Raw genomic sequence first — 18,807 nt, 5'->3', positions numbered from 1 at the left:
AGAAGGCGGCGGCGAGAGCGTCATGACAGAATGGAATAGACGGACGCTGGTTGCGGGTTTGACGCTCGCGATCACCGCATCGCTTGTCACGCCTAGCGTCGCCCAGAAAGGTCTCGCCGCGGAGAGCGCGCGGATCAACACCCTCATGAGCGCCGGCAGATATTCGGAAGCACTGCCTTTGGCGCAAGGTATGGTCGCGAACCTGGAGAAGAGCGACACAGGTCGCGAACTCGCCGCCGCGCTGAACAACCTCGGCCAGGTTCATGCCGGTCAGGGCCACGACGATCTGGCGGAGCCGCTCTACAAGCGCGCCATCATGCTGATGGAAAAGTCGCTCGGTCTCGAAACCCCGTTGATCGGAGCCGAACTGAGCAACCTCGCCGCGCTCTACCAGCGGCAGAGCCGCTACGCCGAGGCTGAGCCGCTGTTCAAGCGCGCGCTCGCCGTTCGCGAGAAGGGATTGTCGCGCGAGCATCCCGATGTCGGCCAGTCACTCAATAATCTCGCCACGCTCTATGTGAAGCAGCAGCACTATGCCGAAGCCGAGCCGCTGTTTCAGCGGGCGCTCGCGATCTACCAGAAGGCTGGCGGCTCCGAGCATCCGGCGGTGGCCACCGTCCTGAACAATCTCGGCCAGGTCTATCGCGATCTCAATCGCGATGCGGACGCGGAAGCGCCGATCAAGCGCTCGCTCGCGATCCGGGATAAGGTGCTGGGACCGGATCATCCCGACGTCGCCCGCTCGCTGAACAATCTCGCCGGCCTCTACGAGCACCAGCAGCGCTACGGTGACGCCGAGCCGCTCTATCGTCGCGCGCTGGTCATCCGCGAAAATGCACTCGGGCCCGATCATCCCGAGGTCATGACCTCGACCGGCAATCTGGCTTATTTCCTCTACGTGGCCGGGCGCGCCGCGGACGCATTGCCGTTCGCGGAAAGGACTCTTCGGGGCGATCGCGCCCAGTTGCGCATCGTCTTGCCGGTCCTGTTCGCCGCGCGCCAACAAGATCTGCTGTCCGGCGACAAGGCGCTCGACGAGGCCCTCGCCGCGATCCAGCGCGGCACGCAATCCTCCGCCGCATCCGCCGTGAACAAGCTCGCGGTTCGGCTTGCCGCCGGCAGCGACCGGCTCGCCGAGCTGGTGCGCCGGGATCAGGATCTCGCGGCTGAGTCAGAGGCACTCGACAAGGCGATCGTTGCCGCAGTGTCGAAGCAATCCGCGCAGCGCGATCTCGCAACCGAACAGCGCAGCCGCGCGCGGATTGCAATGATTGCCAACGAGCGTGCGGGCTTGCAGAAGACGCTCGCGGTCGAGTTTCCCGACTACGCGTCACTCTCCAATCCGCTGCCGTTGACGGCAAAGGACATCCGGCTGCTGCTGTCGGCCGACGAGGCGATGGTGCTCTATTCCGTCGTCGACAAGCAGAGCTGTGTCATCGCGATCACGCGCGAGGGCGTCGACTGGAAGGCCATCCCACTCGGCGCGGATGCGCTGACGCAGAAGGTGACGGCATTCCGCAAGGGACTCGACGTCGGCAAAGCGCGCGACGCCTCCGGCAAATCCGGATTGTTCGATCTGGCGCTCGCCAACGAGCTCCATGTCGCGCTGCTCGGTCCGGTCGAGGCGTTGACAAAGCACAAGCACAGCCTGCTGGTGGTGCCGTCGGCTGCGCTGACCGCATTGCCGTTTCATCTGCTCGTCACGGAGAAGCCGCAGGCTGCGATCCCGGACACGCTCGAAGGCTATCGCGGCGCCGCCTGGCTGCTGCGGCGCCAGGCCGTCTCGGTGCTGCCGTCGGTGGGCAGTCTGAAATCGCTGCGGGCCTTCGCGCGTCGGGATCAAAGCGTGAAGCCGATGACCGGCTTCGGCGATCCCGTGTTCAATCCTGCACTGGAAGGGCCCGCCGAGCGGCGCGCCGCGAACGGCAAGGTCGCCGCGCGCAGCATCGCGACCATCGCCTATAGTGATTTCTGGCGCGGTGCCGGCGTCGATCGCGCGCGGCTTGCGCAGGCGCTGCCGCAACTGCCCGACACCGCCGATGAGTTGAACGCGGTGGCCAGGGATGTCGGGGCTTCCGAGGCCGACATTCATCTCGGCCGCGACGCCAGCGAGACGACGCTCAAGCGTGCAGCGCTTGCTCAATACGGCATCATCTACTTTGCCACCCACGGCCTCGTTGCCGGCGACATCAAGGGACTGGGTGAGCCCTCGCTCGCGCTCTCCATTCCCGATCAGCCCACTGAACTCGACGACGGTCTACTCACCGCGAGTGAAGTCGCTCAGCTCAAGCTCAATGCGGATTGGGTTGTACTGTCGGCCTGCAACACCATCGCGGGCGACAAGCCCGGCGCCGAGGCCCTGTCGGGACTGGCGCGCTCGTTCTTCTACGCCGGTGCGCGCGCGCTCCTGGTCTCGCATTGGGCCGTGGATTCGGAAGCTGCCACCCGCCTGACCACGATGACTTTCGAGCTGCTCAAAAACGAACCACAAATCGGGCGTGCCGAAGCCTTGCGCCGCGCGATGTTAACCTACGTTGACGACACCTCGTCTCCGCGCAACGCCTATCCAGCGATGTGGGGGCCCTTCGCGCTCATCGGCGAAGGCGCGGTACGATAGGGCGGGCTGCGATTGTCCTTCAGCTGTCTTGGACATTGTGCGTTGCAATAACCTCAGGAAACGCCGAAACGCACATTTGGTTGCGCGATCATTGTCGATTTTTTGATGCGCCTGCTCAGAGCTGACATGCGCGACGTTTGGCGCGGTCCTTGAATAAACCAAATCCTAAGGGATCAGCTTGGCAACGCCAGCGTTCATCAGTATTAGGTCGTTCCAACCGAGGCCGAACGGCCTGTAATCACGGTGACCGCGGCGGCGCCAAGCATGATCGCGCTGAGTGGGTTCTAGGAGGATTTTTCGTGCAAGAGACGGGCGTGCGCAACGGTGCCTTCGGCGCCGACAAATTCGGCTTAAAGAATCTCAAGCAGGTTCACTGGAACCTCGGTGCGCCGCAACTCTATCAATACGCGCTCTCCGCGGGCGAGGCGGTGCTGTCGGCCGATGGCGCGCTCTGCGCCGACACCGGCGAGTTCACCGGCCGCAGCCCCAAGGACAAATTCACGGTGCGTGACGCCACCACCGACAAGAAGATGTGGTGGGCCGGCAACCAGTCGATCACCGCAGAGCAGTTCGAGACGCTCTACCAGGACTTCCTCAAGCACGCCGAAGGCAAGTCGCTGTTCGCACAGGACCTCTATGGCGGCGCCGATCCGGCTTATCGCATCAAGACCCGCGTCTTCACCGAGCTCGCCTGGCACTCGCTGTTCATCCGCACGCTGCTGATCCGTCCCGAGGCGATCGAGCTCTCGGCGTTCGTGCCCGAGCTCACCATCATCGACATGCCGAGCTTCCGCGCCGATCCGAAGCGCCATGGCTGCAAGTCGGAGAATGTCGTCGCGATCGATTTCGCCCGCAAGATCGTGCTGATCGGCGGGTCTTACTATGCCGGCGAGATGAAGAAGTCGGTCTTCACCACGCTGAACTACTATCTGCCCGAGCGCGGCGTGATGCCGATGCATTGCTCGGCCAATGTCGGCGCCAAGGGCGATGCGGCGATCTTCTTCGGCCTGTCCGGCACCGGCAAGACCACGCTGTCAGCCGATCCGAACCGCACGCTGATCGGCGATGACGAGCACGGCTGGGGCCCGAACGGCGTCTTCAACTTCGAAGGCGGCTGCTACGCCAAGTGCATCAAGCTGTCGCAGGAAGCCGAGCCCGAGATCTATGCCGCCTCGACCCGCTTCGGCGCGGTGCTCGAGAACTGCGTGTTGGACGAAGACACCCGCGTGGTCGATTTCGACGACGGCTCCAAGACCGAGAATACGCGCTCGGCCTATCCGCTCGAGTTCATCCCGAACGCCTCGCGCACCGGCCGCGCACCGCAGCCGAAGAACGTGGTGATGCTCGCCGCCGACGCCTTCGGCGTGCTGCCGCCGATCGCCAAGCTCTCGCCGGCGCAGGCGATGTATCACTTCCTGTCGGGCTACACCGCCAAGGTCGCTGGCACCGAGCGCGGTCTCGGCAATGAGCCGCAGCCGGAATTCTCGACCTGCTTCGGCTCGCCCTTCCTGCCGCTCGACCCCTCCGTCTACGGCAACATGCTGCGCGACCTGATCGCCCAGCACAATGTCGACTGCTGGCTGGTCAACACGGGATGGACCGGCGGCAAGTACGGTACCGGCTCGCGCATGCCGATCAAGGTGACGCGCGCGCTGCTGACCGCGGCCCTCGACGGCTCGCTTCGCAACGTCGAATTCCGCACCGATAAATATTTCGGCTTCGCGGTCCCGACCGCGCTGCCGGGCGTGCCGAGCGAGATCCTCAACCCGGTCAACACCTGGAAGGACAAGGACGAGTTCGACAAGACCGCCCGCGCGCTGGTCGGCATGTTCCAGAAGAACTTTGCCAAGTTCGAAGCCCAGGTCGACGCCGAGGTCCGCGCCGCTGCACCGGACGTGAAGCTCGCGGCGGAGTAAGCTTGCGTCGTTTGAAATTCGAAAGGGCGGCCGCGAGGCCGCCCTTTTGCTTTTCAAGATGTCTCTCCACCGTCATTGCGAGCGCAGCGAAGCAATCCAGAATCCCTCCGCGGAAACAGTCTGGATTGATGGCGAACTCGCGGAAGCAGCTACGCCTTGAAATAGGCGATCTGCGTCGTGGTCGCGAGCAGTCTTCCGTTCGGCGACCACAGCTCGGCGTTCTGGTCGGCGTAGCTCTTGTGCATGATCTTTGAATCGGCCGTCGCCAGCACGCGCGTGATGTCCTCGGCGGCGAGCTCTTCGCTGTCAGTGTGGAAATACGTCGTCAGCGACACCGTGCCGAACGGAACCAGCTCGCGTCGCGCGTGGAAGATGCGGCCGAAGAAGGCGTCCGACATCGACATCAGCGACGGCATGTCGAGCTTGCGCGGTTCGCGATCACTGATCCAGAGCTTTGAGTAAGTGCTGGCGAGCTCGGGCTTGAGCGGGCCGATCCGCATCTCGCCCTCGACGAAGCGGAATTCGTACTGGTTGGCCCAGGACGCCGCGATCTTCGGGAACGGCATCGTCTCTTCGAACGGCTTTGCATCGGGATATTGCGCCACCCTGTGCTCCCAGGACGGCCGGCGTTCGGCGAACACGGCGGTGGCGAGCGTTGCGACCTCGCCGCCGCCTTGCGACAGTTCGACGCTCCAGTGCTGGCTGGAGCGATTAGCCTTCACCAGCCGCACGTCCAGATCGAACGGCCCCTTCGCGATCGGCGCGCAGTAATTCACGGTGAGCGCCAGCGGGTCGCCGGCACGTTCCGGATGCTCGATCAGCGCACGCAGGATAGTCGCGGCGGTGGCGCCGCCGAACGGGCCGACAAAGGCCCAGTAATCGTCGCTGGTGTGTCCCTGCCAGCTGGAGTCACCGGCGGTGACGCGGGTGGCGTCGTCGAAAGGGTGCGGGAGCTTGGCGTGCATTATTCGATCCGGCGTTCAATGACGGACGTCATATCACGTCCGCCGCCGGCTTGTGCAATTACCTCGTGAGTAACCGATTTCACGTCGCGGAAATTCAGCCCGCGACGTCGCGCAAGGTCGGCAGCAGCGGCGTGGTGGGGTTGACCGGCACGTTCCAGATCTCCTCGGCGTATTCGCGAATGGTGCGGTCGGAGGAGAACCACGCCATGCGCGCGAAGTTGAGGATCGAGGCGCGGGTCCAGGCCGGCGCCACCTGCCAGCGCGCATCGACGCTGCGCTGCGCCTCGTAATAAGAATCGAAGTCGGCGCTGACCATGTAATGGTCGAGATAGCGCAGCGCATGCGCGATCGATTCGAAGCGGCCGGGATCGCCGGGCGAGAATTCGCCGGCGCCGATCGCATTGATGGCGCGCTGGAGCTTCGGCGAATTGCGGATCACGTCGGAGGCGTCCAGCCCCTGCTTGCGCCGGATCATGACATCGCCGGCTTCCATGCCGAAGATCGCGATGTTCTCCGCGCCGACATGGTCGCGGATCTCGATGTTGGCGCCGTCGAGCGTGCCGATCGTGAGGGCGCCATTGAGCGACAGCTTCATGTTGCCGGTGCCGGAGGCTTCCATGCCGGCCGTCGAGATCTGCTCGGAGAGGTCGGCCGCGGGAATGATCACCTCGGCGAGGCTGACATTGTAGTCGGGCAGGAAGACGACCTTGAGCTTGCCGCCGATCGCGGGGTCGTTGTTGACGACTTCCGCAACGTCGTTGATCAGCTTGATGATCAGCTTGGCGTAGCGGTAGCTCGCCGCCGCCTTGCCCGCAAAGATCTTCACCCGCGGCACCCAGTTGCCGTTGGGGTCGTCCTTGATCGCCTGGTACAGCGCGACCGTCTCGATGACATTGAGAAGCTGGCGCTTGTATTCGTGGATGCGCTTGATCTGCACGTCGAACAGCGCGTTCGGGTCGACCTTGATGCCGAGGCGCTCGCCGATCAGGCGCGCCAGCGCCGTCTTGTTGTGAAGCTTGACTGCGCGGAACCTCTTCTGGAATTCGACGTCGCTGGCGCGGGCCTCGATCAGGCTGAGCTGCGTCGGATCATCGAGCACGGCGTCGCCACAGGTCTCGCGCAACAGATCGGTCAGTTTCGGGTTCGCCAGCATCAGCCAGCGGCGGAAGGTGATGCCGTTGGTCTTGTTGGTGATGCGGCCGGGGTAGAGATGGTTGAGGTCGTGGAACACGGTCTCCCGCATCAGGTCCGAATGCATCGCCGAGACGCCGTTGATGCGGTGGGAGCCGACGAAGGCGAGCTGGCCCATGCGCACGCGCCGGCCGCTCCGCTCGTCGATCAGCGACACCGAGGCGCGGAAGTCGATGTCGCCGGGGGCGCGCGCCTCTGCGAGCGCGAGATGCTGCACGTTGATGCGGTAGATGATCTCGAGATGCCGCGGCAACAGCCGTTCGAACAGCTCGACCGGCCAGGTCTCCAGCGCCTCAGGCAGCAGCGTGTGGTTGGTGTAGGACAGCGTGGCGACCGTGATCTTCCAGGCCTCGTCCCAGCGGAAATTGTGGTCGTCGATCAGGATCCGCATCAGCTCGGTGACGGCCAGGCTCGGATGGGTGTCGTTGAGCTGCACCGCGACCTTGCTCGACAGGCTGCGAAGCTGGCCGTCCGACGCAAGGTGCCGCTTGATCAGGTCCTGCAGCGAAGCCGAGACGAAGAAATATTCCTGGCGCAGGCGCAGCTCGCGGCCCGCCGGGCTCTCGTCGTTCGGGTAGAGGAATTTACAGATCGCTTCCGCGCGCGACTGCTCGGCGCTGGCGCTGACATAGTCGCCGGTGTTGAAGGCATCGAGCTTCAACGGATCGGGCGAGCGTGCCGACCACAGCCGCAGCGCGTTGACGTGCTGGCCGCGCCAGCCGACGATCGGCGTGTCATAGGCCATCGCCTGCACGGTCTCGGACGGATGCCAGATCGCGCGATCGCGGCCCTTGTCTTCGACATGCTCGACACCGCCGCCGAAGCGAATGTCATAGATCACTTCGGGCCGCTGCAATTCCCAAGGGTTGCCGAAGCCGAGCCATTCGTCCGGATATTCCTGCTGCCAGCCCTGATTGATGATCTGACGGAACAGGCCGTAATCATAACGGATGCCGTAGCCGATCGCAGGGATCGACAGCGTCGCCATGCTTTCCATGAAGCAGGCGGCGAGACGGCCCAAGCCGCCATTGCCGAGCGCCGCGTCCGGCTCGCATTTGCGCAGCTCAGGCAAGGAAACGCCGAGATCGCCGAGCGCGACCTCGAAGATCTTCAATAGCCCCATATTGTTCAGCGCGTCGCTGAAGAGGCGGCCGATCAGGAATTCGAGCGAGAGATAATAGACCCGCTTGCGCCCCGCATCGTAGCTGTGCTTCTCGGCCGTGAGCCAGCGATGCACGATGCGATCGCGCAGCGCCAGCGCCGCGGCCTGGTACCAGTCGTGCTTGGTGGCCATGCCCGCATCCTTGCCGATGGCAAGGCGCAGCTTCGCCAGGATCGCGCCCTTGATCTCAGCCAGAGCGAGTTCGTCGATGGGCTGGTTGGGGGCGGAGAAATTGGGCTGGAACGATGAATCTTGCAAAGTCGTCACTTCCTGGTCGCGAGAACACTACTGACCCTACGCATCTTGCCTCTGTACGGAACCATTGCTGGTGCGACCGTGCACTGCGTTTGGCGTAAAATTATGCAAGGAACGGGCCGATTTGGGAACCCGGACGCATACGGGGAAACGTGGATTTGGTGCTAGAATGGCGGCCAATTCAGCCATCAGTGTGGAGGAGGCGCCCGATGAACTCTCTGATGAGACCTGTGACGCGACGGCTGATCGAAATCGCCGCCGCCACCTTCCTCGTCGTCTGCATCACCGCGTCCAGCGCCGCCTTCGCCGCCGGCAAGATCGGCCGCAGCGCCGACGGCCTGAGCTGCGCCGTCACGCTTCCGCAAAACGCATCCTCCGCCGCCCGCTGCGCCGCCATCAAGCGCCAATGCGGCGGCAAATTTTACGCAAGCGCGTGCGGGGATAAGTTGATGTCAGCGGCGAATTGAGCAGGGGCTGGTGCAACGAAGAAGGTGTCGTCCTGGCGGAAGCCAGGACCCATTACCCGCCTGTCAGATGAGGCCTGACCGATCATTCCAATCGGGATTTCTTCCTCGATCAGCTTGATCTTCCAGTCCCGCTTCCAGAACTTGAGCTGCTTCTCGCGCGCGATCGCCTCCTGCAGTGTTGCGTAGGCTTCGACATGAACGAGGCGGAAGATTTTATACTTGTGCACGAACTTCGAGCCGCGACCCGAACGATGTAGCTCAAGCCGCGCGCGGACGTCGTTGGTGATTCCGATATAGATCGTGTCGTGATGGCGGCTTGCGAGAATGTAGACGAAGTAGCTGCTCGTGCTCATGGCCCAACCCGCAAAAGCAACACTGACCGGGGTAATGGGTCCTGGCTTTCGCCAGGACGACGCTCTCCAACAATCGCGCCTAACATCAGAACAAATTAAGAACACTTTAGCAAGTCTTTGATATATCATTGTGATTCGGCGTGTTGCCGACACCATATCTAGCGTCTGCCAGACTTCGCGAGGACTACATGTCCACCATTGCCTTCGATCAATTTGCCCTCACCAGGATCGCCGATTTCGCGCGCTCGCTGTCGCGGCTGCATCAGGCGGCGCGGCGCCACGCGGTCGACGACGACCAGTTCGACCGCGAGTTCAACGCGGTGTGCCAGTCGATCTGGGGCTACACCATCGACGACGTCAGCGACGATCTGTTTTCGGCGCAGGACCATCTGTTCCTCGACACGCTTGACGAAGCGCATGCGCGCATCTTCGCCGCCGAGCAGGGTTATGATCTCGTCGACGACCAAGGCATGCTCACCGACTGGTGGGGTTTTTGCTGGATGATTTTAGCCGAGAAGCGCGGCCTGCTCACGGCAGACAACCGCGCCGCCGCGCGCGCGGCGATCGAGGAGAAATATCTGGCGGCGCCGAACGTGATCGGCGTGATCATCGGACGGTGACCCACCATCCTCCGTCATTGCGAGGAGCCTCTTGCGACGAAGCAATCCAGAGTGCCTCCACGGAGCCAGACTGGATTGCTTCGCTTCCGCCTTCGCTCTTCGAGCTTCGGCGGACAAGTCGCTCGCAATGACGGCTTGGCTACAGACGAGCCTGAGCTAGTCCAGCCCAGCCCGCTTCGCCGGCTTTTGCGTTTTCGGCACCGTCACGTCGGGGAGCGTCTCGCGCACGATCTCCGCGGCAGGGGCATCCGCCGCCACCGTGTCGGCGCGCACCGGCGCCACCTTCATCTCGCCGAGCCGTGCGCGGACCTGCGCGGTGAGACCGGGATAGGAGGCGACCGGGGTGAAGTCCGCGGCCTGGTCGTTGCCGACGCGGATGCCGGTATAGGCGACGAGACCGTCGCTGGTGGCGATCACGTCGCCGGGCTTTAGCGACGAGTCCAGCGCCAGATCGACCGGAGCAAGGCCGACCGGCTCGCGGCCGTTGCAGGTGCAGTCGGCGCGCAGCGCCTTGCGATAGGCGAACGCGTTCTCGCCATCGGCATAGCGCTCGCCGGTCTGCGACGCCGCGCCGTCGATCGAGGAGCCGAAATAGATCTTGGTGGCGCTTGCAGGACAGAACGCCTGACACATCTGCGCGGGCGAGGTGAGACCGCGCATCAGCGGAAAATATTTGCCGTCGCAGCTGCGCACGCAGAACGCCGGTCCCGAGCCGCCGGCCGCAGCCGAACGTGTCGGCGGCACGTATGGCGGACTTGCGCCGTTCTGCTGGCCGGTGAATGGATCGGCGTAGGAGCTCGGCTGCTGCGGCACCTCACGCTGCGGCCGCTGCTGCTGCTGCATTCCGCCGAAGAAGAAGTCGAACAGGCCTTCGGCCGAAACCGGGGCCGGAGCCGCAACCAGCGGTGCTGCCAATGTGGCGGCTACGAGCATCGCGCGACGCCACCGGCGCGCATGGGACATGACTGTACGCAAACGCTTACTCCACCCGGCGCTACCCAACCGGCCGGGACCATCAGGTCTCAGCACATGATTCACCATAAGGCGGGATGGTAAATGAGCGGTTGAGGGGGGAGGAGCGGTGTCGCCGGACGGGTGGACCTCGTCCATGGCCGGGCTTGTCCCGGCCATCCAGGATCTCTGGTGCGGCAAAGACGTGGATGCCCGGTCAAGCCCGGGCACGACGGCGGAAAAAGTCTAGCCGCTCAAGCCTTCAAGAACTCCGACGCCTTGTACAGCGAGCGGAACGGCAGCCCGGCCGCGCCAAAGGTGTCGTCGGCGCCTTCCTCGCGGTCGACCATGGTCAGCACCAGCACCACTTCCGCGCCGGTCTCGCGCACCGCTTCCACGGCCTTCATCGCCGAGCCGCCGGTGGTGGTGACATCCTCGACGATCACGACGCGCTTGCCCTCCAGCGTCTCGCCCCTGGGCAGCCCCTCGATCGCAAGCTTCGCGCCATGCTCCTTCGGCTTCTTGCGCACGAAGAAGGCCGCGATGGGATGGCCCTTGATCCAGGAGATCTGCGCCAGCGCGCCGGCCAGCGGCACCGCGCCCATCTCAAGCCCGCCGATGAAATCGAGCTGGTCATCCTTCAGCGCCTCATAGGTCAACTCGGCGAGCAGGGTCGCACCCTCCGGGTCGAGCATGGTCGGCTTGAGGTTGAAGTAGAAGTCGCTCTTGCGGCCCGACGCGAGCGTCACCTCGCCGCGGCCGAAGGAGCGCCGGCGGATGATCTCGAACAGGCGGGCGCGGGAGGCTGATTTAGACACGGCGGGCCCTCGGGAGCATTTTTGGAGGTGGCGGAATTTATCCGCGACGGCCTCGACATTCCAGAGGGGGCTTCCCCCGTCAACAGGGATCGGCCATCCCGGGCGGCCGGTTGTGGGGGTGCAACGTTCTGGGGTAGGTGGATGCCGGATATCTCGGGCAAGAAAACCTGCAAGAAGGCTGGGCAAGGACACGCGACAAATGACCATCGAGCTGCACACCTGGAACACGCCGAACGGCCGCAAGATCTCGGTCGCGCTGGAGGAGATGGGGCTGCCCTACAAGGGGATCCCGGTGAATATCAGCAAGGGCGAACAGATGGCGCCGGAGTTCCTGAAGCTCTCACCCAACAACAAGATCCCCGCGATCGTCGATCCTGATGGCCCGGACGGCAAGCCCGTCAGCATCTTCGAGTCGGGTGCGATCCTGCTGTATCTCGGCGAAAAGACCGGCAAATTTCTGCCGAAATCGCTTTCGGGCCGCATTCCCGTTTATGAATGGTTGATGTGGCAGATGGGCGGTTTCGGGCCGATGCCGGGCCAGGTGCACCATTTCATCGCGCTCGAGAACGAGCAGGACCGCGCCTACGGCCTCAAGCGCTACATGGCCGAGACGCGACGGCTCTACGGCGTCCTCGACCGCCGGCTGGAGTCCAGCGATTTCGTCGCCGGCGAGCTCTCGATCGCCGATTTTGCCATCCTGGGCTGGGCCTGGCGTCACCCTCGCCACAAGGTTGACCTGGCCGACTTTCCCAACGTCAAGCGCTGGTACGAGGCCCTGATGGCCCGCCCGGCGGTGAAGCGGGGCATGGAGGCGAAGCTAGATTGATCTTTCTCTCCCTCTCCCCGCAAGCGGGGAGAGGGGAAAATCACACCTTCCGCGCTTCCACCGCCATCCGCACCGCAAGCCCGGCCAGCACCGTGCCCATCAGCCAACGCTGGACCAGCATCCAGCTTGGCCGGCTTGCGAGAAACAGCGCGATCGACCCGGCCGCGAGCGCGATCATCGCATTCACGCTGACACTGATCGCGATCTGGATCGCGCCGAGCACCACTGACTGCGCCAGCACGCTGCCGGCGGTGGGATCGATGAACTGCGGCAGCAGCGCGAGGTAAAGCATCGCGATCTTCGGGTTGAGCAGATTGGTGACGAACCCCATCGCGAACAATTTGCGCGGGCTGTCGATCGCAAGCTGCTTCACCTGGAACGGCGAGCGCCCGCCCGGCTTCACTGCCTGCCAGGCCAGCCACAACAGATAACCCGCGCCGGCAAAGCGCAGCGCGTCATAGGCGAAGGGAACGGCGAGCAGCAGCGCCGTGATGCCGAATGCCGCGCACAGCATGTAGAACAAGAAGCCGAGCGCCACGCCGCCGAGCGAGACGATGCCCGCCGCAGGCCCTTGCGTGATCGAACGCGAGATCAGGTAGATCATGTTCGGCCCGGGCGTGAGCACGAGGCCGAGGCAGACGAGAGCGAAGCCGAGCAGGGCGGAGGCGTGGGGCATGGCTGAACCGGTGCGGGAGACGGCACGGTTCTAATATGCGTGGCGCAGTGGGGCCATCGCGCAATTGCTCGGAGGACAATTCAGCTTGTGCGTGTGCCTTCGCCGGGGCGGTACCGTCCGATCAATGCGCCTCGTCCCAATTGTTCGCTGCGCGTGCATCGACATGCAGCGGCACCGAGAGCAGCACGGCCGGGAACGGCGCGTCCTGCATCACGTGCTGCACGACGGGGAGCGTCGCCTCGACCTCCGCGTCCGGTACCTCGAAGATCAATTCGTCATGCACCTGCAGCAGCATCTGCGCAGACAGTTTCTTCAGGACCAGGGCATCCTCCATCCGCGTCATGGCGCGGCGGATGATGTCGGCGGCGGTGCCCTGGAGCCGGGCGTTGATCGCGGCGCGCTCGTTGAAGGCGCGCACCGAGGCGTTCGAAGCCTTGATGTCGGGATAGTACATCTTCCGTCCGAACAGCGTGGTGACGTAGCCGTGGTTCCGGCAGAAGTCGCGCGTCTCGTCCATGTAGGCGCGGATGCCGGGGAAGCGTTCGAAGTATTTCTTGATGTAGGCGGAGGCCTCTTCGCGCGCGATGCCGAGCTGGTTGGCAAGGCCGAATGCCGAAATGCCGTAGATGATGCCGAAATTGATCGCCTTGGCCCGGCGCCGGATTTCGCTCGGCATGCCCTTGATCGGCACGCCGAACATTTCCGATGCCGTCATGGCGTGAATGTCCAGACCGTCGCGAAACGCCTGCTGCAGCACGGGAATGTCGGCGATCTCGGCGAGCAGCCGCAGCTCGATCTGTGAATAGTCGGCGGAGACCAGCTTGTGCCCTGGCGTTGCGATGAAGGCGCGCCGGATCTTGCGCCCGTCCTCAGTGCGCACCGGAATGTTCTGCAAATTCGGCTCGTTCGACGACAGTCGGCCCGTCGTGGTCGCGGCCAGCGCGTAGGTCGTGTGGACGCGGTGGGTCTGGGGATTGACGTAGGTCGGCAGCGCGTCGGTGTAGGTCGATTTCAGCTTAGAGACCTGGCGCCACTCCAGGATCTTCCGCGGGAGCTCGTGGCCCTGCTCGGCGAGTTCGTCGAGCACCTGAGCGGTGGTCGACCACGCGCCGGTCTTGGTCTTGGTGCCGCCCGACAGTCCCATCTTGCCGAACAGGATGTCGCCGATCTGCTTCGGGCTGCCGACATTGACCGGCTCGCCCGCGATCTGCTGGATCTCGGCTTCGACACGGGCCGCAGTCTGGGCGAAGTCGCCGGAGAGACGCGACAGCACCTGACGATCGATCGAGATGCCGCGCCGCTCCATGCGTGCGAGCACCGCGACCAGCGGGCGTTCCAGCGTCTCGTAGACCGTGGTCATGTGCTCGGCGATGAGGCGCGGCTTCAGCACGCGCCAGACGCGCAAGGTCACGTCGGCGCCTTCCGCCGACAGCGACGCGGCCTTGTCGATCGGCACCTGGTCGAACGTGATCTTGCCCTTGCCGCTGCCGAGCAGCTCGTTGTCTTTGAGCATCGCGTGACCGAACCAGCGCTCGGACAGTTGCTCCAGCGCGTGCGAGCCGCGGCCGGCATCGAGCACGTAGGAGATCAGCTGCGCATCATCGGTGTTGCGCAGTGTGATGCCGTGCTGCGCCAGCATCACCGCGGTGAATTTGACTTCGAAGCCGATCTTGAGAATGCCTGGTGATTCCAGCACCGGCCGCAACGCTTCGATCGCATCAGTGTGCTTGACCTGGTCGGGCGCGAGGCCCGCGTCGAACAGGCCGGCGCCGCCGCCGGACTGCTTGTGCGCCAGCGGCACGTAGCAGGCCTCGTTCGGCGCCAGCGCCAGCGCGATACCGCAGAGGTCGGTCTGCATCGGATCGATCGAGTTTCCCCGGATCTCGACCGCGACATGGCCGGCATCGTGAATGCGCGCGATGAACGCGTTCAATTCCGCGAGCGTCTTGATGGCCTGGTACTTGCTGCGGTCGACCGGAAGCTTGCGCAAAGCCTCTTCCCGCGCGGCGGCGAGCGAAATCGGCGCGCCCTTCGGACTCGCGGCCTTGTCCTCCTTGCTCGCCGAAGGGTTGCGCTGGCCCACCGGAACTTGCGCCGGCGCGCCGGGTCCCGGGGCCGGCACGACGTCCGAAGGCGGCAGCGGCGAGAAGACGCTGGCGCCGCTGGAATAGCCGGGATCTGCATCGACGTTGGCCGGGTCAATCTGCGAGAATTCGGCGACGCGGCGCGTCAGCGTGGAAAACTCCATCGCCTTCAGGAACGCGATCAGCTTGCGCGCATCGGGCTCGTGGACGGCGAGATCGTCCAACGGGACGTCGAGGTCGACCTTGTCGTCGAGCAATACGAGCTGCCGCGAGATGCGCGCCTTCTCGGCGTTCTCGATCAGCGCCTCGCGCCGCTTCGGCTGCTTGATTTCGGTGGCGCGGAACAGCAATTGCTCGAGATCGCCATATTCGACGATCAGCTGCGCCGCGGTCTTGATGCCGATGCCGGGCACGCCAGGAACGTTGTCGGTGGAATCGCCGGCCAGCGCCTGCACTTCCACCACCTTCTCCGGCGGCACGCCAAACTTCTCGATCACCTCGGGGATGCCAATGCGGCGGTCCTTCATGGTGTCGTACATGGTGACGCAGTCGGTGACGAGCTGCATCAGGTCCTTGTCGGAGGACACGATTGTCGCGCTTGCGCCGCGCTCGCAGGCTTGCCGTACATAGGTCGCAATCAAATCGTCGGCCTCGAAGCCCACCTGTTCCAGGCAAGGCAGGTCGAAGGCGCGCACCGCCTCGCGGATCAGCGAAAATTGCGGGATCAGATCGTCCGGGGCCGGCTGCCGGTGTGCCTTGTACTCAGGATAGATCTTGTTGCGGAAGGTGATTTCCGACTTGTCGAAAATGATCGCCAGATGGGTCGGCCGGTTGTCCTCGGGCATCTCGCGCAACAGCTTCCACAGCATGTTGCAGAAGCCGAGCACGGCATTGACCTGCAAGCCGTCGGACTTGCGGTTCATCGGCGGCAGCGCATGGTAGGCGCGGAAGATGTAGCCGGAACCGTCGACCAGGAAGACATGATCGCCCTTGCCGGCCGCCTTCGCGGCAACGGGCTTGGCAGCAGCTGTCGCAGCAGCGGGCTTGGTTTCGGCGGCCTTGGGCGCGGCAGCCTTGGTGTCAGCTTGGGCGGTGGTCTTTGGGGAGCTCTTGGGCATGGCCGCAATGTATGAATTTTTGCGGGATTTGACAGCCTTGGGAGGTGGATTTTTGGCTTGCGGATGCCGCTATCCCCACTGTCATTTCCCGCATCCCCCGCTGTCATTCCCCGCGACGGCGGGGAATCCAGTACGCTGCGGCTTCTCCGTATACGACTGCTGCCCTCTGGAATACTGGATCCCCGCCTTCGCGGGGATGACAGCAGAGTATCACTCCGCCGCCTGCAACACCGCGCTTGTCTTCTTCGGCGCGATCCAGAACGCATCGGGCCGCTCGAACAGGAAGTTGCCGCCAAGGCGCAGTGCGATCTGCCAGATTGCGAGCGAGCCGATCACGCCGGCGATGGTCACGATCAGCGACACCGCACCGATGTCGGGAATGATGCCCGTGCGCAAGAGCAGCGTCCGTGTCGCCGCCATCGGCAGGAAGAAGGCGAGATAGATCACGATCGAATGCTCGCCGCAGAAGCGGAAGACATTCAGCCATTGCACGCGCGCGAGCAGCGTGCCCATCGTGATGATGGCGCAGGCGCCGGCGAAGCCGAGCACGAGCGATACGATTTTCCATTCGCTGGCGCCGAGCGCAACGAGGCCGGCATTGACCAGCACCCATGTCGCGAGCGCTGTCAGCGCCCATGCGGGATGATTGCGCGCGCGGTCCGACAGCGCGAACACGTAGGGCGCGAACAGATAGCCCGAATAGAAATAGATGAAGCGCGCGCAGAACTCGTCGATCGCGGTCCAGCCGGTCGAAATGCGCGCCGTCTCCAGCGCGGCCGCGACGAGCCATATCGCGGGCTGCGGCATGCGCCGTGTCAGTTTTGTGACGACGAAGAAGATCGGCAGGAGGTAGATGAACCATAGCGTGCCGAACGGCTCGACGAAGGATTCCAGATATAGCAATCCGGCGTCGCGCCAGCTCGTTTCCGCTGCGAATGCGGGGGCCTTGAAGCCGAACTGGATTGTCACCCAGACGACATAGAAATAGGCGAAATGCACCATCTTGCGGTCGAGATAGGTTCGCCAGTCCCGGTCGATCACCAGTGACAGGAACAGACCCGAAATCAGGAAGAAATCCGGCATCCGGAATGGCTTCGCGAAGGCCACCAAAACATGCATGAAACCGGTCTCGCCGGCGGCAAGCTCGACCCCCAGCACCGAATGCATCATCACGACCATGACGATGCAGATGCCCTTGGCGTAATCGACCCAATCGACGCGCGCAGCAGCCGGGGCCTTGAGTCCCCCGCTCGCGGCGATTGTGCCTGATGGTGCCATGGTGTCTCTTTTCGAGGCGTGTTCCGCCAGCATCTGTGTGAACGCGGAGCAGTTTGCCGCCTTGCGGCTTACGATTTCTTTACTGGTACAATTGCTGTGCCGTTTTTTGCACGCGGGCTGTTCCCTCACCCCGGGAAAATGCTAAACCGCCGTGGAATTGGGGTTTTGTTAACCAAGCCAAACAGGGTTTTTCATGCGCATTGCTATGATCGGCACGGGCTATGTGGGACTGGTGTCCGGAGCCTGCTTTGCGGATTTCGGCCACGACGTCATCTGCGTCGACAAGGACGAGAAGAAGATCGCGGCCCTTCATCGCGGCGAGATCCCGATCTACGAGCCTGGGCTCGACGAGCTGGTGGCGACCAACGTCAAGGCCAAGCGGCTGGAGTTCACCACCGATTTGTCCAAGCCGGTTGCGGATGCCGATGCTGTCTTCATCGCGGTCGGCACGCCGTCGCGCCGCGGCGACGGCCATGCTGATCTGTCCTACGTCTATGCCGCTGCGAAAGAGATCGCGCAGTCGCTGTCCGGCTTCACCGTCGTCGTGACCAAGTCGACCGTTCCGGTCGGCACCGGCGACGAGGTCGAGCGCATCATCGGCGAGACCAATCCCAAAGCCGACGTCGTCGTCGCCTCGAATCCCGAATTCCTGCGCGAGGGCGCGGCGATCCGCGACTTCAAATTCCCCGACCGCATCGTCGTCGGCACCTCCGACGAGCGCGGCCGCAAGGTGATGAGCGATATCTATCGTCCGCTGTCGCTGAACCAGGCGCCGCTGATGTTCACGGAACGCCGCACCGCCGAGATGATCAAATACGCCGCCAACGCCTTCCTCGCGACCAAGATCACCTTCATCAACGAGATCGCGGACCTCTCCGAAAAGGTCGGCGCCAACGTGCAGGAGGTCGCGCGCGGCATTGGCCTGGACAACCGCATCGGCACCAAGTTCCTGCACGCCGGTCCGGGCTTCGGCGGCTCCTGCTTCCCAAAGGACACCAAGGCGCTGATCAAGATCGCGCAGGACTACGACGTGAGCTTGCGCATCGTCGAATCCGTGCTCGCGGTCAACGAGAACCGCAAGCGGGCGATGGCGCGAAAAGTGAGCCAGGCGCTCGGCGGTTCGCTGCGCGGCAAGACCATCGCCGTGCTCGGGCTCACCTTCAAGCCCGACACCGACGACATGCGCGACGCGCCGTCGATCCCGCTGGTGACCGGCCTGATCGACATGGGCGCGAAGGTGAAGGCCTTCGATCCCGTCGGCATGGAGCAGGCGAAGACTGAGCTGCCCAGCATCACTTATTGCGAAGACGCCTATTCCTGCGCGGAAGGCGCCGATGCGATCGTGATCGTCACCGAATGGGTGCAGTTCCGTGCGCTCGACCTCGACCGGCTGAAGGCAACCATGGCACAGCCCGTCATTGTCGACTTGCGCAACATCTACCGCCCCGAGGAGATGGCTGCGGCCGGCTTCGTCTATGAGAGTGTTGGACGGCCGCCGGTGCAGGGCTAG

13 protein-coding genes and 1 pseudogene are annotated in these 18,807 nt (G+C 63.9%); 6 read left to right on the top strand and 8 right to left on the bottom strand.

Translation table 11 applies throughout. From position 1 onward, the window contains the following. Nucleotides 1-22: 22 nt before the first annotated feature. Together IVB13_RS23015 and IVB13_RS23010 are read left to right on the top strand one after the other, a co-directional pair. Nucleotides 23-2,617, top strand: a complete 2,595-nt coding sequence (locus tag IVB13_RS23015) for a CHAT domain-containing tetratricopeptide repeat protein (RefSeq protein WP_026233933.1) — start codon at nt 23-25, stop codon at nt 2,615-2,617. Between the two features lie 299 nt (nt 2,618-2,916). Then, nucleotides 2,917-4,533 (top strand): phosphoenolpyruvate carboxykinase, encoded by a 1,617-nt coding sequence (locus IVB13_RS23010; RefSeq protein WP_018460052.1) that lies wholly within the window; start codon nt 2,917-2,919, stop codon nt 4,531-4,533. Between the two features lie 149 nt (nt 4,534-4,682). Here the strand turns inward: IVB13_RS23010 and IVB13_RS23005 are convergent, their stop codons facing one another. Further along, nucleotides 4,683-5,498 carry a thioesterase family protein gene (locus IVB13_RS23005; protein ID WP_018460051.1) on the bottom strand — a complete coding sequence of 272 codons (816 nt, stop codon included), beginning with the start codon at nt 5,496-5,498 and terminating at the stop codon, nt 4,683-4,685. Between the two features lie 94 nt (nt 5,499-5,592). Then, nucleotides 5,593-8,109, bottom strand: a complete 2,517-nt coding sequence (locus IVB13_RS23000) for a glycogen/starch/alpha-glucan phosphorylase (protein WP_247490664.1) — start codon at nt 8,107-8,109, stop codon at nt 5,593-5,595. Between the two features lie 218 nt (nt 8,110-8,327). On the opposite strand from IVB13_RS23000, the gene IVB13_RS22995 reads away from it, so the two are divergent. Further along, nucleotides 8,328-8,573, top strand: a complete 246-nt coding sequence (locus tag IVB13_RS22995) for a hypothetical protein (protein WP_240544159.1) — start codon at nt 8,328-8,330, stop codon at nt 8,571-8,573. 63 nt (nt 8,574-8,636) lie between these two features. Here IVB13_RS22995 and IVB13_RS22990 read toward each other — a convergent pair. Further along, a pseudogene (locus IVB13_RS22990) lies at nt 8,637-8,926 on the bottom strand (GIY-YIG nuclease family protein). Nucleotides 8,927-9,114: 188 nt separating this feature from the next. Here IVB13_RS22990 and IVB13_RS22985 point away from each other — a divergent pair. After that, nucleotides 9,115-9,546 carry a hypothetical protein gene (locus IVB13_RS22985; protein ID WP_018460048.1) on the top strand — a complete coding sequence of 144 codons (432 nt, stop codon included), beginning with the start codon at nt 9,115-9,117 and terminating at the stop codon, nt 9,544-9,546. Between the two features lie 156 nt (nt 9,547-9,702). Here the strand turns inward: IVB13_RS22985 and IVB13_RS22980 are convergent, their stop codons facing one another. Next, a complete protein-coding gene (locus tag IVB13_RS22980; protein WP_247490662.1) occupies nt 9,703-10,479 on the bottom strand; it encodes a DUF2865 domain-containing protein in 777 nt (258 codons plus the stop codon). A gap of 272 nt (nt 10,480-10,751) precedes the next feature. Next, the gene (gene pyrE, locus IVB13_RS22975) at nt 10,752-11,315 is read right to left on the bottom strand and encodes an orotate phosphoribosyltransferase (RefSeq protein WP_018460046.1); all 564 of its coding nucleotides are present in this window, start codon (nt 11,313-11,315) and stop codon (nt 10,752-10,754) included. Between the two features lie 199 nt (nt 11,316-11,514). On the opposite strand from pyrE, the gene IVB13_RS22970 reads away from it, so the two are divergent. Further along, nucleotides 11,515-12,141 (top strand): glutathione S-transferase family protein, encoded by a 627-nt coding sequence (locus tag IVB13_RS22970; RefSeq protein WP_018460045.1) that lies wholly within the window; start codon nt 11,515-11,517, stop codon nt 12,139-12,141. A gap of 40 nt (nt 12,142-12,181) precedes the next feature. Here the strand turns inward: IVB13_RS22970 and IVB13_RS22965 are convergent, their stop codons facing one another. The 3 genes from IVB13_RS22965 to IVB13_RS22955 all read right to left on the bottom strand — a co-directional run bounded on the left by IVB13_RS22965 (nt 12,182) and on the right by IVB13_RS22955 (nt 17,297). Beyond that, nucleotides 12,182-12,817 carry a LysE family translocator gene (locus IVB13_RS22965; RefSeq protein ID WP_018460044.1) on the bottom strand — a complete coding sequence of 212 codons (636 nt, stop codon included), beginning with the start codon at nt 12,815-12,817 and terminating at the stop codon, nt 12,182-12,184. 121 nt (nt 12,818-12,938) lie between these two features. Then, nucleotides 12,939-16,019 carry a DNA polymerase I gene (gene polA / locus IVB13_RS22960; RefSeq protein ID WP_247490660.1) on the bottom strand — a complete coding sequence of 1,027 codons (3,081 nt, stop codon included), beginning with the start codon at nt 16,017-16,019 and terminating at the stop codon, nt 12,939-12,941. Between the two features lie 210 nt (nt 16,020-16,229). Then, the gene (locus IVB13_RS22955; RefSeq protein WP_026233930.1) at nt 16,230-17,297 is read right to left on the bottom strand and encodes an acyltransferase family protein; all 1,068 of its coding nucleotides are present in this window, start codon (nt 17,295-17,297) and stop codon (nt 16,230-16,232) included. A 193-nt stretch (nt 17,298-17,490) separates the two neighbouring features. Between IVB13_RS22955 and IVB13_RS22950 the strand changes: the two genes are divergently transcribed. Then, a complete protein-coding gene (locus IVB13_RS22950) occupies nt 17,491-18,807 on the top strand; it encodes a UDP-glucose/GDP-mannose dehydrogenase family protein (protein WP_018460041.1) in 1,317 nt (438 codons plus the stop codon).

This window comes from Bradyrhizobium sp. 17, from assembly GCF_023073515.1.
Taxonomy (GTDB): domain Bacteria; phylum Pseudomonadota; class Alphaproteobacteria; order Rhizobiales; family Xanthobacteraceae; genus Bradyrhizobium; species Bradyrhizobium canariense_D.
This window is presented reverse-complemented; position numbering and strand designations above follow the sequence as displayed.